Here is a 13485-nt window from a genome sequence, read left to right on the forward strand (position 1 = left end):
GGCGCCCCGGACGGGGTTAGTGCGGCTCAATCGCCACCCGGTAGATCGATGACGGATCGGCTCCGAAGCGCTTGAGCACCGACACGACTGCCTCCTCGTGGTCGCTGTCGACAGCCGCGTAGACGCGCAGCCGGTCATCGAAGTCCAGTTTCCGTTTCTGTCCGCGGAAGTTCTCCGTGCGGACCGTCCCGGAGTACACCGCGGCATCCGCCAGTTCCAGTGACCGGGCTCCGGCCATCAGCAGCGCGTCCCGCAGGCCGTCGATCCGGCCCGTGTCCAGCACGGCGCTGAGCAGGTACGCCGGCGGGCCGATGCGGCTGTCCGTGTTCCTGCCGGCGAACAGGCCGTCCTCGGCGCTCCGGCCGCTTGTCGTCGGCCGTGAAATGATCCCGCTCAGCGCGTAGCCGGACGCCCCCTGCTGCACGCGGTCCAGGTCCTCCTGCTCGGGGCCGGGTTCGCGGAGACCTATGGTGCGGCTGATGACAGCGGCCAGAATCCAGCTCAGGACGAAGGAGAACAGCACCACGCAGACAACGGCAACCACCTGGTGCCAGAGAAGCAGTCCCCCGCCGCCGGTGAAGACCCCGTCCTCGCTGACCGCGTTGACGGAGCTGTCCGCGAAGAACCCCAGGAGCAGCGACCCCAGCACCCCGCCCACGAAATGGACGGCAATAACGTCCAGGGCGTCGTCGTAATGCAGGACGTGCTTCAGCCGCACCGCGAAGCAGCACACGCAGCCGGCGATCAGCCCAATGAGCAGGGCTGCCCCGGTGCTCACATACCCGGCGCAGGGGGTAATGGTCGCCAGGCCCGCGATGGCACCGGACGCCGCGCCCACCAAGGTGGAGTTGCCGCTGCTGAGCCGTTCCACCAAAAGCCAGGTCAGCATCGCCGCACCGCCGGCCACGTGGGTGTTGACCAGCGCCTGGGCGGCAATGTCATTTGCCTGCAGGCCGTCTCCGGCGTTGAACCCGAACCAGCCGAACCACAGGATCCCGGCGCCGACCAGCATCATGGGCAGGTTGTTGGGGGAGGTTTTAAGGTTCGGCCAGCCGTGGCGCCGTCCCGCCACCAGAAGGACAGCAACGGCCGCGGCTCCCGCGGAGGCATGCACCACTATTCCGCCGGCCCAGTCCTGCGCGCCCAGTTGCACGAGCCATCCCTTCGGATGCCACAGCCAGCGAGCCACCTGCGGATACACGAGGATGGACCAGGCCGCAAGGAACACGGTCCAGCCGGCGAATTTCAGCCGCCCCGCAGTTGCTCCCGTCAACAGCGCCGGGGTGATGATGGCAAACATCATCTGATACGCCACAAAGGCGAGCGCCGGAATGGTCACCCCCGCCGCCACGGTATGGAACTGCGGGGTATCCACGGTAATGAGGGCAAACGCGTCGAACTCCCCGACCAGCGAGTTGCCCCTGTTGCTGAAGGCCAGCGTGTACCCCACCAGCACCCAGGTGACGGTAATGATGCCCAGCGGAATGATGTTCTGCATCATCATGGTCAGAACGTTCCGGACCGGGACCATGCCCCCGTAGAAGAGCGCCAGGCCCGGAGTCATGAACAGGACAAGGCCTGCACAGATGAGAACCCAGGCGGTGTCCCCGTTCATGGCCGGACTCCCCCGGCTGCGGGCGGAACGGGACAACTGTGGTGATCGGCAGGCTCGCGAGCGGACATGGCATCCCCGTTTCCAACGCTGCATTGGTGAGTATTTGGAGGCCCCCGAGCCGCAGATACGGCTGGAATTCCGGTTCAACGACTGTACGTCCCGGTCCGGAAGCAGCGGAAGACACCCCTTCACCCAGCGCAGCCCAGAGGCCGAAACCGTGCGGTTCCGGCCCCTGGGCTGCGCTGTGGCGTTGTGATGTGGTGGTGTGCCGGCCCTGAGGCGCGGCGGTGCGGGCGGTGCGGGCGGTGAGCCGCTAGGCAGGCACCATCCCGTTGGGATCGATGACGTATTTGCGCGCCACCCCGGAGTCGAACTCCTGATACGACTCCGGCGCCTGGTCCAAGCTGATGGTCGTCGCGTTCACGGCCTTGGCGATCTGCACCTTGTCGTGCAGGATCGCCATCATCAGGTCCCGGTGGTATTTCATCACCGGACACTGCCCGGTGGTGAAGGACAGCGACTTCGCCCAGCCGGTCCCCAGCGACAGGGACAGCGAGCCCACCTTGGCCGCTTCGTCCACGCCGCCGGGATCGCCGGTGACATAGAGACCCGGAATACCGAGCGCTCCGCCGGCGGCAGTGATGTCCATGAGGGAATTCAGCACCGTGGCCGGTGCCTCCGTCCCCGAGCCGTGTCCGTGTCCGCGGGCTTCAAAGCCGACGGCGTCCACCGCGCAGTCCACTTCCGGCACACCGAGCAGCTGCTCGATCTGGTCCTTGGGGTCGCCCTTGGACACGTCAACAGTTTCACAGCCGAAGCTGCGGGCCTGGGCCAGGCGTTCCTCGTTCAGGTCGCCGACGATGACGACGGCGGCGCCCAGCAGCTGCGCGCTGGCAGCGGCTGCCAGCCCCACGGGACCGGCGCCGGCGATGTACACGGTGGAGCCCACGCGCGTGCCCGCCGTGATGGCCCCGTGGTACCCGGTGGGGAAAATGTCCGAGAGCATGGTCAGGTCCAGGATTTTCTCCATCGCCTGGTCCTTGTCCGGGAACCGCAGCAGGTTCCAGTCCGCGTACGGCACCATCACGTACTCGGCCTGGCCCCCTACCCAGCCGCCCATGTCCACATATCCGTAGGCGGCGCCCGGCCGGGCCGGATTCACGTTCAGGCAAATGCCGGTTTTGCGTTCCTTGCAGTTCTTGCATCGTCCGCAGGAAATGTTGAAGGGAACCGAGACCAGGTCTCCCACGGAATGGAACTCCACATCGGGGCCGGTTTCCACGATTTCGCCGGTGATCTCGTGCCCCAGGATCAGGTTCGGCGGTGCGGTGGTGCGGCCGCGGACCATGTGCTGGTCCGAACCGCAGATATTGGTGGTCACCACTTTCAAGATGGCACCGTGAGGCAATTTGCGGCCGATATTGGCCGGGTTGACCCCCGGACCGTCCTTCAGCTCGAACGTTGGATAGTCGATGTCCTGGACTTCCACGACACCGGGTTCCATGTAGGCAACTCCGCGGTTTCCATTCATAGGTCTTCGCCTCGCTCTTATCGTCGTTGACTGTGAGCCTCGCGGGCGGTCGGGATTTCCGGGAGCGTGTCTCGAAAATGCTGCTGGGAAAATTTCGGCTGAGAAACTCTCGGCTGAGAAACTCTCGGCTGGCCCGGTTCCGCTCAAGGTGCGTCCGATCCTACCGCCGCCGGGGTGCCCGGAACAGGGTGCCGGGACGGTTAAAAAAGACCGCGGAGGCTCCCCTTCGGGGAACCTCCGCGGTCTTGCAGTCTGTGCTGCTGAGCGGGTGTTAGCTGACCTGCCCGTCCGAGCCGGCCGCTGCCTGCCCGTTCTCCTGCGCTGCGATCTGTTCGTGGACGGCCTTCATGTCCAGTCCCTTGACCGCGTCCACCAGTTCGCTGAACTGGGAAGCGTTGAGGGCACCGGGCTGGGAGAAGACCAGGACCTTCTCGCGGAACGCCATCAGGGTGGGGATGGAGGTGATGCCGGCAGCGGCTGCCAGGCCCTGCTCGGCCTCCGTGTCCACCTTCGCGAAGGTGATGTCGTCGTGCTTCTGGGAAACGGCGTCGTACACCGGTGCGAACTGCTTGCACGGGCCGCACCAGTCTGCCCAGAAGTCCACGAACACGATGTCGTTTTCCTCAATGGTCTCGGGGAACGTTGCCTCGGTGATGTCAATAGTTGCCATCCTCCAACGCTATCCGGCAGGTGTGGAGATGTCTCTACGTGTTCGCTCAGCGGTGAAGGGTGCGGCTGAGGCCTGAATCATGGAGCGTCCGGGCTGTCGCGGCCCGCCGGGCACGGCCGTTTCCGGGCAAGAAAAAACCCGCTCCGGCCAGTTTCCTGGTGGAGCGGGCTCTTTCCGTTCGGTGGCAGATACTGGATTCGAACCAGTGAAGGCGTTGCCAGCTGATTTACAGTCAGCCCCCTTTGGCCGCTCGGGTAATCTGCCGAACATCTTCGTGATGAAGATTCGCCGCAAGCGACTGCGGCCTAAACAACTTTACAGAACTTTTGCCCAAGATACGAATCGGCGGCGGGAGCGGCTGTTTCCGGAGCCCGCCGCCGCACCCGGCACTACAGTCCGCGGGCGATCCGGGACTGCATCTGCGTGTAAAACTGATCCGCCTGCTGCTGCGTCACGGAGCCCCAGGCGACGGCATTCGCCAGGTCCTGCCGGATGCCCAGCAGCCTTCCCTCATCGGATGTCCTGCGGTCCGTGTCACTGCCCGGCGTGTCACTGCCCGGCGTGTCACTGCCCGGCGAGCCCGCGGCTTCTCCCGGGCGGTCCAGCGGTGCCAGGAAGGACCGCAGCTCCGCGGCGGAGGCCGGTGCGGCGGCAGCCCCCACCCCCGTAATCGATACCGCTGCCAGAACGGATCCTGCGGCCGCGGTGCGGAGCCTGCTCAGATGGGTGCGTCGGGGGCGGGGGGCTTCCGGGTGCTTTCCTGTCGTAGTCACCCCCACACTGTCGCGGCAGAAGATGGGACAAGTCCCGGGATAGCCTGAGTGGAACCTGTGAGGGCTGCCACCGAAGCCCGGAGCTACTAGGCTGGATGCAGGAGAAAAAACTACTGCAAGGAGCGCCCATGGCCAGCGAGTCATCATTTGATGTTGTGAGCAAGATCGACAAACAGGAAGTTGCCAACGCCCTGAACCAGGCGCAGAAGGAACTGTCCCAGCGCTACGACTTCAAGGGAGTCGGCGCCGAGGTGGATTTCAGCGGGGAGAACATCCTCATGAAGGCCAACTCAGAGGAGCGGGTCCTGGCGGTCCTTGACGTCCTGCAGTCCAAGCTGGTCCGGCGCGGCATTTCCCTGAAGTCGCTCGACGCCGGCGAGCCGTTCGCCTCCGGCAAGGAGTACCGGATCGAGGCCTCCATGAAGGAAGGCATCGCCCAGGACCAGGCCAAGAAGATCAACAAGATCATCCGCGACGAGGGGCCCAAGGGCGTGAACTCCCGGATCCAGGGCGACGAGCTGCGCGTGACCTCCAAGTCCCGCGACGACCTGCAGGCCACCATGGCCCTGCTCAAGGGTGCCGACGTGGACGTGGACCTGCAGTTCATCAACTTCCGCTAGACCACACACATATGGCCTAGTCAGGCCTGAATAGTTGGCCTCAGTCCGCACTGAGTCCGCAGGATTATCGAGGACCGCAGCCATCAGACCATCGGCTGCGGTCCTCGTCTTGTCCGCAGCAGTCGGCCAGAGGTGGCTGTAAGTGTTCAGTGTGATTGTTGATTGTGCCTGGGCATGCCCCCGGGCCGACACCTCTTGGACCAATTCTGAGATTCAAGCCGGGCTCCGACGGTCAGCTGAGCCCACAATTTATTCCAGGAGCTCATCGTTCATTCGAAAAGCACAGCGACCGGCCGCAGCTCAGCGGCGCCACATGGGCCGGTTTGTCATCTAGACTCACGCCCATGACCGACTTTGAGAAGTTCCTGAACCTCGTGGCCGAATATCAGATTGCCAAAGACGGCGAGAAATTCCTACGCTCTTCTCCGATGCTCCGCCCAGCTTCTGTCGTTGCGCAGGAAGCCGAAGACGCGCTCCTGGCATACCTGGCCGCGCGATGAGGGCTAACGACTAATCGAACACCGATGACACTGCACGCCTCGTCGTGTGGATCCGAGACCATCGGGGCCACAAAGACGATTGGGCGGCAGAGCCAGAGCATGACCCCTTCGGTTAGTCCTAGAGCAACACGTCCTCGCCGGCGGGGCCGTCCTCGCCGTAATCACGCAGCTCGCGGCCGCCCACCGCCTCGCCCATCCAGGTGAGCAGCTTCCACCGGTCGGGGGCGCCGTCGTCGGCGGGAACGGATTCCATCACGGCCATGCCGGTGTTGCTCAGCGCGCCTTCCACGATGAAGTCAGGTTCCACGTTGTCGGCCCGGAACGTGCACCACGCGCGGATCATCGCGCCGTGGCTGACCACCACGGGCATCGTCAGGCCGGCTGCCTGCAGCTCGGCGATCACGGCGTCGAACCGACCGAAGGTCTCGTGGCCGTTCGGCCCGCCGGGCATGTGCACGTCCAGGTCGCCCTTCACCCAGCTGTAGACGGTCTTGAGGTAGGCGACGACGGCGTCGCGGTCATTGCGCATTTCCAGGCTGCCGGCGGAGACCTCGCGCAGGCCGTCGCGCACTTCCACCGGCAGGCCCAGGGCTGCCGCCAGCGGGGCGGCGGTGAGCTGGGTGCGCACCAGGTTGGAGGCGTACACGGCGTCGATCGGTTCCCCGGCCAGGGCTTCCGGCAGGGCCGCTGCCTGCGCCAGCCCCAGCTCAGTCAGTCCCGGCCCGGGGACCGCCGTGTCGAGGTAATGGTGGACGTTGGACGGAGTCTGGCCGTGCCGGATCAGTATCAAACGCATGGAACCGACCCTACCGGCATCGCCGAAGCGTTCCTGAACATGCGGTCAGGATCCCAGCGGACGGCCGGCCATGTTCTCCAGCCGCCGGATGCGGTCAGGCATGGGCGGATGGGTGGCCAGCAGGCCGCGGACGCCGTTCCGGAACGGGTTGGCGATCATCAGATGTGCCGTGTTCGCCAGCTTCTGGTCGGTGTCCGGCAGCGGGGCGCGCTGGGTGCCGGTTTCCAGCTTGCGCAGGGCGGAGGCGAGCGCCAGCGGATCGTCGGTGAGCTTCGCGCCGTCCTCGTCGGCGTCGTACTCCCGGGTCCGGCCAATCGCCATCTGAATCAGTGAGGCCGCGAACGGAGCAAGGATGGCCATGGCAATCATGGCCAGCGGATTGCCGTTGCGGCGGTCGCCGCCGCCGAAGTAGAGCAGGAACTGGCCCAGCGAGGTGATCACGCCGGCAATGGCAGCGGCCACCGAGGAGGTGAGGATGTCGCGGTTATAGACGTGCATGAGTTCGTGGCCCAGGACGCCGCGCAGCTCGCGCTCGGTGAGCAGGGCCAGGATGCCCTGGGTGCAGCACACTGCGGCGTGCTGCGGGTTGCGGCCGGTGGCGAAGGCGTTCGGTGCCATGGTCGGCGAAATGTAGAGCCTGGGCATCGGCTGGTTGGCGCGGGCCGAAAGCTCGCGGACAATCCGGTACATTTCCGGAGCCTGCTGCTCGGTGACGGGAACCGCCCGCATCGCGCGGATGGCCAGCTTGTCGCTGTTCCAGTAGCTGTAGGCAGTGGTGGCCAGCCCGATGAACAGGAACACCCAGATAAAGGTGGGGCTTCCGGTTCCGCTGGAGAGCAGGGCTCCAATGCCCAGCAGCACGGCGAAGAGCACTCCGAACAGTGCGGCAGTCTTCAAACCGTTGAAGTGTTGGTGCACGTGAAGTTCCTTCCTGAGCGGATCTGCACCGGACCCCGGCATGGTGCCCGGAGATGACCGGATCCGCGAAACGTCAGTCTATCCACCGATATCAACGCTCCATAGGGTGCTCATGTTCCGCGCGGCCCCGGGGCTGAAACCGGGTTCCGGGACAGCGCCGGCTCCGGCTACGGCTCCGGGTGGCGCGCGTCGTAGCGGGCGAACCGCGGCTGCCTGCGGGCCAGCACCCCCACCAGCACCACACACACCAGTCCTCCGATGACCGCGGCCCAGCCCTCGCCCAGGAAGGATGCATCGACGCCGGCCACGAGGTCACCCAGCCGGGGCCCGCCGGCCACCACCACCACGAACACCCCCTGCAGCCGTCCGCGCATGGCATCCGGCGTAGCCGACTGGAGAATGGTGGAGCGGAACACGCCGCTGACCGAATCGGCGATGCCCGCGCAGCCCATGGCGACGGCGGCCGGAATCAGCCAGGCGCTGGGGTCATCCCCCTCGTTGCGGCCCGCCATGACCACCACCGCGCCGAAGGCGGACACGGACAGCCCCCAGGCCGCCACCGACCAGAGCACCGCCAGCCCCTGCCGCCGCACGGCGCCCAGGGGCCCGGAGAACAGCCCGGCCAGGAAGGCGCCGACGGCGGTGGCCGCCAGCAGCACGCCCACCGTCGTTGCTCCGCCTCCGAGCAGCAGGGCGCCGACGGCGGGCAGCAGCGCCCGGGGCTGCGCCATCACCATCGCTGCCAGATCCACCAGGAACGTCATCCGGATGTTCGGCCGGGTCGCCAGGAAACGGAACCCGTCCAGCACGGATTTAAGGCCCGCCTTCTGCACCTCGCCCTCCGGGGGCATGGGCGGCAGCCGGTACACCGCCCACATCGCGGCGGTGAAGGTGACGACGTCGATCGTGTAGGTCCAGCCGTAGCCCACCCGGGCCACCAGGACCCCGGCCAGCAGCGGTCCGACGGTCATGGCCAGGCCGAAGGTGATCATGCTCAGGGCATTCGCCGCCGGCAGCAGTTCCGGCCGGACCAGCCGCGGAATGATCGCGCTGCGGGCCGGATGGTTCAGGCCGCTGGCTCCGGCGTTGACCGCCACCAGGGCGTAGAGCAGCCAGATGTTGCCCACTCCAGCCCAGGCCTGGGCGGCGATGCCGATGGTGGATACCCACAGCAGTACGGAGGAAAGGAGGGCGACCTTGCGGCGGTCATAGGCGTCCACGATCGACCCGCCGTACAGGCCGGCCACAATCAGGGGAATCAGCCCCACCAGCCCCAGGAGCCCGACGTAGAAGCTGGAGGACGTCAGGGAATAGACCTCCAGGCTCACTGCCACGAGGGTCAGCTGGGTGCCGACGGCGGACAGCGCCGTTCCGGTCCACAGCCGCCGGTATTCGGGGCTTTCGCGCAGCGGAGAGAGGTCGGCGAGGAGTCTGGGCATCCGAGCAGTCTAAGCGGCGGCGGCTTAGGTTTCCGGACGACGCTGCCCGCCGGCTCGGGACCTGGGATAAACAGCGTGCTTAGGATAGAGCGGGAAGTGCCGGAACCTACCTTGGAGGTCATGTGTTTACTCGGAACGTTGCGGAAGGAATCCACCGCATCGAGCACGCCTACGTCAATACCTACCTGGTGGAGGACGACAACGGCCTGGCCATCATCGATGCCGGGCTTCCCGGCATGTGGCCGGAGCTCGTCCGGGCAGTGAAGGAACTTGGTTACGGGCCGGGATCCGTCTCCGCCCTGGTGCTGACCCACGCACACTTTGACCATGTGGGCACCGCTGCCCGGATCCGGCAGAAGTTCCGCACACCGATTCTGGTGCACGACGCCGACCGGTACATTGCGGCGCATCCCTACCGGTACGAGCATGAAAACAACCGGTTCCTGTATCCGGTTCGCTATCCGCGGTCGATTCCCTATCTTGGCGCGATGACGGCGGCCGGGGCGCTGAACGTCCGGGGCGTCACCGACGTGCACAGCCTGGGCGGGGACAGCGGAAGCTCCCTTCCCGGCCGGCCCCGGATCCTGCACACGCCCGGGCACACTGCCGGGCACGTGGCCCTGCACTATCCGGAGCGGGACGCGCTGATCTGTGGAGATTCGCTGGTCACGCTCAATCCCTACACCGGAGCCAAGGGCCCGCAGATCGTCTCCGGCGCCGCCACTGCCAACAGTCCGGAGGCGCTGGAGTCCCTGGGCCTGCTGGCCAAGACAAAAGCCCCGCTGCTGCTGACCGGCCACGGGGAGCCGTGGACCGGCGGAGCCGAGGCCGCCGTCCAACAGGCGCTGGCGCGCGGCGCTTCCTAGGGTGCACGGCGGGGCCTAAGCCTGGCCGTCCAACTCCTGCTCCAGCACCGCGAGGAGCCGCGGATCGCCGATGGGCCGAAAGTGCCCCATCGTCTCCAGCCGGATGTTGCGGGCACCGGGCAGGTGGCTGCCGCCGGGAATGTGCGGATCAAAACGGCTGTACACCGAGGTGATGCGGGCATTGATGTCGCTGCTCTCCTGCAGCCGGCGCAGGAACTTGTTGCGGGGCGCAAAGGCGCGGATGGACGGCAGCACAAAGAAGTTGGCGTAGACGGATCCGGAGAAGGGCGTATTGACCGCCACCATCCGGTCCACCCGGCGGCCGCCCTCCGGCAGGAGCATCAGCTGTTTGCCGATCAGCCCGCCCTTGCTGTGCGCCACCGCCACCACGCCGCTCAGATCATGCTCCACCAGATACTCCTGGACCAGCACCGCCATCCGGTCGATCCGGCCCCGGTTGTAGCCCAGCGGCGCCACCGTGTGCACGGGATGTCCGCGGGCGGAAAGGGCCTCGGCGAGCGGACGCAGGAACTGCCAGTTTTCATAAACGCCGGGAATCAGGATGACCGGGCAGCGCTGGCTGCCCGCGGCGGATTCTTTGGACGGAGCCAGGTAGACAGCCGGATCCTTGCGGAACAGAAAACCGCGCACCTGCCAGTACGCCACGTAGGCATAGTCGGCCGCCCAGGCGCGGGCCTGCATCAGCCGGCGGCGCCACCACGGTCCGGTGCCTGCGCTCGTGCCGGCGCTCGTGCCGGCGTTCGTGCCGGCGTTCGTGCTGCCGCCGGGCCTGCCGTTGGTGCGCCGCTTCACTGCCCGGAGGCCGCTTCCCGCAGCAGCGCAGCGGTCCGCGCCGGTTCGGTGAACATGCAGACATGCGGCTGTCCGGGCAGCTCCACGGCAACGGCCCCGGGCCGTGCGGCGGCCAGCTCCTGCAGCCAGCGGGCGGGCACAATCGGATCGCGGCCCCCGCGGATCAGCGTCACCGGCACTTCCACCCCGCCGATGCGCTGCTCGAGCCGATGCCTCACCATCTTGGGCATGGTCCGCAGATACCAGCGAGGACCGGCACGCAGATAGTCGGTGAGCAGCATCCAGTTGACGGCCGGCGGTTCGCGCAGGCAGTCCTGCGCCAGCCGCAGCCCCTGCAGCACTGCGTTGCGCTCGCCGCGGTTGATGGTGGGACTGAGCAGCACCACCGAGGTGACCAGGTCCGGTGCCAGCAGCGCCATTTCCGTCACCACCTGGCAGCCCATGGAATGGCCCACCCATTGGGCGGAGCCGATGCCGGTGGCCCGCAGGGCGTCGCAGTTGACGGCGGCAAAGCCGGCCATGTCCAGGCTGTGGGACGGCTTCGGCGCGGAACCGAACCCCGGCATTTCCAGCGTGTGCACGGTGCAGGTCTGTGCGAGAAGGTCCACCAGGCGGGAGAAATAGCGGCCGGACGCCCCAATGCCGTGCACGAGCACCACGTTCCGGGCGCCGGCGCCGTAGGTGCGGATATCGACGTCGTACCCCCGAATCCGCACGCGCTGATGGTGTGCCTGCGCTTTGATGCTGGCCAAAGGATCTCCCCCGTCGTGGTTTGCGTCTGCATCCAGTGTGCCACCACGGAGCTTATTATGAATTATTCATAATTAGTGGTTAGCTGGGGTCATGACATCGACAGCAGCCCCCACCGAGACCACCGAAACGTGGACCGGAGCGCTGCGTGCCCACGGCCGTCGGGTCACCAAGCAGCGGCTGGCGGTCCTCAACGCCGTCGAACGCCTGCCGCATTCGGTGGCCGACGACGTCGCTGCCGCAGTGCGCGGCGAACTTCCCGACATCAGCCTGCAGTCGGTCTACGTGGTCCTGGCGGACCTGACCGACATCGGCCTGCTGCGGAAGATCGAACCGCCGCACTCCCCGGCCCGGTACGAGACCCGCGTGGACGACAACCATCACCACGCGATCTGCACCGAATGCGGGCGGATCGAGGATGTGGACTGCGCAGTGGGGCACGCACCGTGCCTGACGCCGGACAACACCCACGGCATGACCATCCAGATTGCGGATGTGCTCTACCGGGGAATCTGCGCCGACTGCGCCGCCAAAGCTTCCTGACTCACCTGCTTCACCCCCTTATGGAAAGAGAGAGTATGTCGAATTTCACCACCACCCAGACCGGTACTCCGGTTGCCAGCGACGACCAGTCGCTGAGCGCAGGCGCCAACGGCGCCATCGCCCTTCACGACCGTTACCTGGTCGAGAAGCTGGCCCAGTTCAACCGCGAGCGCATCCCGGAGCGCATCGTGCACGCCAAGGGTGGCGGCGCATTCGGTGAATTCGTTGTTACCGAAGATGTCTCCAAGTACACGCGTGCCGCTGTCTTCCAGCCGGGCGCCGTGACGGAAACCGTCCAGCGCTTCTCCTCGGTTGCCGGCGAGCAGGGCTCCCCCGACACCTGGCGCGACGTCCGCGGCTTCGCGATGCGTTTCTACACGTCCGAAGGCAACTACGACATCGTCGGAAACAACACCCCGGTGTTCTTCATCCGCGACGGCATCAAGTTCCCGGACTTCATCCACTCGCAGAAGCGCCTCCCGGGTTCCGGCCTGCGCGACGCCGACATGCAGTGGGACTTCTGGACCAACTCCCCCGAGTCCGCACACCAGGTCACGTACCTGATGGGTGACCGCGGCATCCCGACGTCGTGGCGCGAAATGCCCGGCTTCGGCTCGCACACCTACCAGTGGATCAACGCCGCCGGTGAGCGCTTCTGGGTGAAGTACCACTTCACGTCCAACCAGGGCAACCATGAAATCGACGGTGCCGAGGCAGAGAAGATTGCCGGCGCCGACGCCGACTACTACCGCCGCGACCTGTACGAGGCCATCGAAGCCGGCAACTTCCCGTCCTGGGACCTGCACGTGCAGGTCATGCCGTACGAAGATGCCAAGACGTACCGGTTCAACCCGTTCGACCTGACCAAGGTCTGGCCGCACGCTGACTACCCGCTGATCAAGGTGGGTACCCACACCCTGAACCGCAACCCGGAGAACTTCTTCGCGCAGATCGAACAGGTTGCCCTGTCCCCCGCGAACCTGGTCCCCGGCATCGACGCCAGCCCGGACAAGATGCTGATGGCCCGCATCTTCTCCTACCCGGATGCCCAGCGTTACCGCATCGGCGCCAACTACAACCAGCTGCCGGTCAACGCGCCGAAGGCTCCGCTCAACAACTACTCGCAGGACGGCGCCATGCGCTTCTCCTACAACACCCCGGAAACCCCGGTCTACGCACCGAACACGCTGGGCGGCCCCGTGGCCGACGCAGCGCTGGCCGGCGCCGGCAGCTGGGAGAGCGACGGCGCATTGGTACGCGCCGCTGCGACCCTGCACTCCGAGGACAGCGACTTCGGCCAGGCCGGTACCCTGTACCGCGAGGTGTTCGACGACGCCGCCAAGGAGCGTTTCCTGGAAACGATCACCGGTGCCGTCTCCGGCGTGCAGCGCCCGCACATCCGCGAAGCCGCGATCCAGTACTGGACCAACGTTGACGCGACCCTGGGCGAGAAGCTGCGCCTGAACCTGGCGACCGGCGACACCACGCCGATCGAAAAGGCTGAGTTCGTGGGCGTTGCCGAGTAACTTCGGTTAGTTCCACACCTCGGGCTTTGCGCCCGAACATCTTTGCCCCTGAACAGTAAGAGCGACCGGTCCCTTCGGGGGCCGGCCGCTCTTGTCTTTCCCGCGAGATGGCAGAAAGTGCACGT

14 protein-coding genes and 1 tRNA gene are annotated in these 13485 nt (G+C 66.3%); 5 read left to right on the plus strand and 10 right to left on the minus strand.

Annotation, left to right across the window (positions count from 1 at the left end; all coding sequences use genetic code 11):
- Positions 1-16 precede the first annotated feature (16 nt).
- The 5 genes from QNO08_RS14250 to QNO08_RS14270 all read right to left on the minus strand — a co-directional run bounded on the left by QNO08_RS14250 (position 17) and on the right by QNO08_RS14270 (position 4589).
- Positions 17-1615 (minus strand): ammonium transporter, encoded by a 1599-nt coding sequence (locus QNO08_RS14250; protein WP_229964827.1) that lies wholly within the window; start codon positions 1613-1615, stop codon positions 17-19.
- A 313-nt stretch (positions 1616-1928) separates the two neighbouring features.
- Positions 1929-3146 (minus strand): formaldehyde dehydrogenase, glutathione-independent, encoded by a 1218-nt coding sequence (gene fdhA / locus QNO08_RS14255; protein ID WP_229964826.1) that lies wholly within the window; start codon positions 3144-3146, stop codon positions 1929-1931.
- Positions 3147-3417: 271 nt separating this feature from the next.
- The gene (gene trxA, locus QNO08_RS14260) at positions 3418-3816 is read right to left on the minus strand and encodes a thioredoxin (protein ID WP_229964825.1); all 399 of its coding nucleotides are present in this window, start codon (positions 3814-3816) and stop codon (positions 3418-3420) included.
- Positions 3817-3998: 182 nt separating this feature from the next.
- Positions 3999-4080, minus strand: a tRNA-Tyr gene (locus tag QNO08_RS14265).
- A gap of 125 nt (positions 4081-4205) precedes the next feature.
- Positions 4206-4589, minus strand: a complete 384-nt coding sequence (locus QNO08_RS14270; protein WP_229964824.1) for a hypothetical protein — start codon at positions 4587-4589, stop codon at positions 4206-4208.
- 128 nt (positions 4590-4717) lie between these two features.
- Between QNO08_RS14270 and QNO08_RS14275 the strand changes: the two genes are divergently transcribed.
- The gene (locus QNO08_RS14275; protein WP_229964823.1) at positions 4718-5209 is read left to right on the plus strand and encodes a YajQ family cyclic di-GMP-binding protein; all 492 of its coding nucleotides are present in this window, start codon (positions 4718-4720) and stop codon (positions 5207-5209) included.
- A 344-nt stretch (positions 5210-5553) separates the two neighbouring features.
- Positions 5554-5709, plus strand: a complete 156-nt coding sequence (locus tag QNO08_RS14280) for a hypothetical protein (RefSeq protein WP_229964822.1) — start codon at positions 5554-5556, stop codon at positions 5707-5709.
- Between the two features lie 118 nt (positions 5710-5827).
- Here QNO08_RS14280 and QNO08_RS14285 read toward each other — a convergent pair whose 3' ends face one another.
- From QNO08_RS14285 to QNO08_RS14295, 3 genes are all read right to left on the minus strand, one after another.
- The gene (locus tag QNO08_RS14285) at positions 5828-6505 is read right to left on the minus strand and encodes a histidine phosphatase family protein (RefSeq protein ID WP_229964821.1); all 678 of its coding nucleotides are present in this window, start codon (positions 6503-6505) and stop codon (positions 5828-5830) included.
- Positions 6506-6550: 45 nt separating this feature from the next.
- Positions 6551-7423 (minus strand): zinc metalloprotease HtpX, encoded by an 873-nt coding sequence (htpX, locus tag QNO08_RS14290; RefSeq protein ID WP_229964820.1) that lies wholly within the window; start codon positions 7421-7423, stop codon positions 6551-6553.
- A 167-nt stretch (positions 7424-7590) separates the two neighbouring features.
- Positions 7591-8862: an MFS transporter gene (locus tag QNO08_RS14295; RefSeq protein WP_229964819.1), complete on the minus strand. Its 1272-nt coding sequence runs from the start codon at positions 8860-8862 to the stop codon at positions 7591-7593.
- A 122-nt stretch (positions 8863-8984) separates the two neighbouring features.
- Here QNO08_RS14295 and QNO08_RS14300 point away from each other — a divergent pair, with 122 nt between their 5' ends.
- The gene (locus QNO08_RS14300) at positions 8985-9728 is read left to right on the plus strand and encodes an MBL fold metallo-hydrolase (RefSeq protein WP_229964818.1); all 744 of its coding nucleotides are present in this window, start codon (positions 8985-8987) and stop codon (positions 9726-9728) included.
- 15 nt (positions 9729-9743) lie between these two features.
- On the opposite strand, the gene QNO08_RS14305 is transcribed toward QNO08_RS14300, so the two are convergent.
- The gene (locus QNO08_RS14305) at positions 9744-10541 is read right to left on the minus strand and encodes an esterase/lipase family protein (RefSeq protein WP_229964817.1); all 798 of its coding nucleotides are present in this window, start codon (positions 10539-10541) and stop codon (positions 9744-9746) included.
- On the minus strand, positions 10538-11293 hold the full coding sequence (locus QNO08_RS14310) for an alpha/beta fold hydrolase (RefSeq protein ID WP_229964816.1): 756 nt from the start codon (positions 11291-11293) through the stop codon (positions 10538-10540). The genes QNO08_RS14305 and QNO08_RS14310 overlap by 4 nt, the downstream gene beginning before the upstream one ends.
- 91 nt (positions 11294-11384) lie before the next feature.
- Here QNO08_RS14310 and QNO08_RS14315 point away from each other — a divergent pair, with 91 nt between their 5' ends.
- Positions 11385-11834 (plus strand): Fur family transcriptional regulator, encoded by a 450-nt coding sequence (locus QNO08_RS14315; protein WP_229964815.1) that lies wholly within the window; start codon positions 11385-11387, stop codon positions 11832-11834.
- Positions 11835-11869: 35 nt separating this feature from the next.
- Positions 11870-13360 (plus strand): catalase, encoded by a 1491-nt coding sequence (locus tag QNO08_RS14320; RefSeq protein ID WP_229964814.1) that lies wholly within the window; start codon positions 11870-11872, stop codon positions 13358-13360.
- The last annotated feature ends 125 nt before the right edge of the window (positions 13361-13485 follow it).

The organism is Arthrobacter sp. zg-Y820 (genome assembly GCF_030142155.1).
In the GTDB taxonomy this organism is placed as follows: Bacteria; Actinomycetota; Actinomycetes; order Actinomycetales; family Micrococcaceae; genus Arthrobacter_B.

Coding starts and splice junctions, on each gene's coding strand:
- QNO08_RS14250 (WP_229964827.1), bottom strand. CDS start 1,615: ATGAACGGGGACACCGCCTGGGTTCTCATCTGTGCAGGCCTTGTCCTG.
- fdhA (WP_229964826.1), bottom strand. CDS start 3,146: ATGAATGGAAACCGCGGAGTTGCCTACATGGAACCCGGTGTCGTGGAA.
- trxA (WP_229964825.1), bottom strand. CDS start 3,816: ATGGCAACTATTGACATCACCGAGGCAACGTTCCCCGAGACCATTGAG.
- QNO08_RS14275 (WP_229964823.1), top strand. CDS start 4,718: ATGGCCAGCGAGTCATCATTTGATGTTGTGAGCAAGATCGACAAACAG.
- QNO08_RS14280 (WP_229964822.1), top strand. CDS start 5,554: ATGACCGACTTTGAGAAGTTCCTGAACCTCGTGGCCGAATATCAGATT.
- QNO08_RS14285 (WP_229964821.1), bottom strand. CDS start 6,505: ATGCGTTTGATACTGATCCGGCACGGCCAGACTCCGTCCAACGTCCAC.
- QNO08_RS14295 (WP_229964819.1), bottom strand. CDS start 8,862: ATGCCCAGACTCCTCGCCGACCTCTCTCCGCTGCGCGAAAGCCCCGAA.
- QNO08_RS14315 (WP_229964815.1), top strand. CDS start 11,385: ATGACATCGACAGCAGCCCCCACCGAGACCACCGAAACGTGGACCGGA.
- QNO08_RS14320 (WP_229964814.1), top strand. CDS start 11,870: ATGTCGAATTTCACCACCACCCAGACCGGTACTCCGGTTGCCAGCGAC.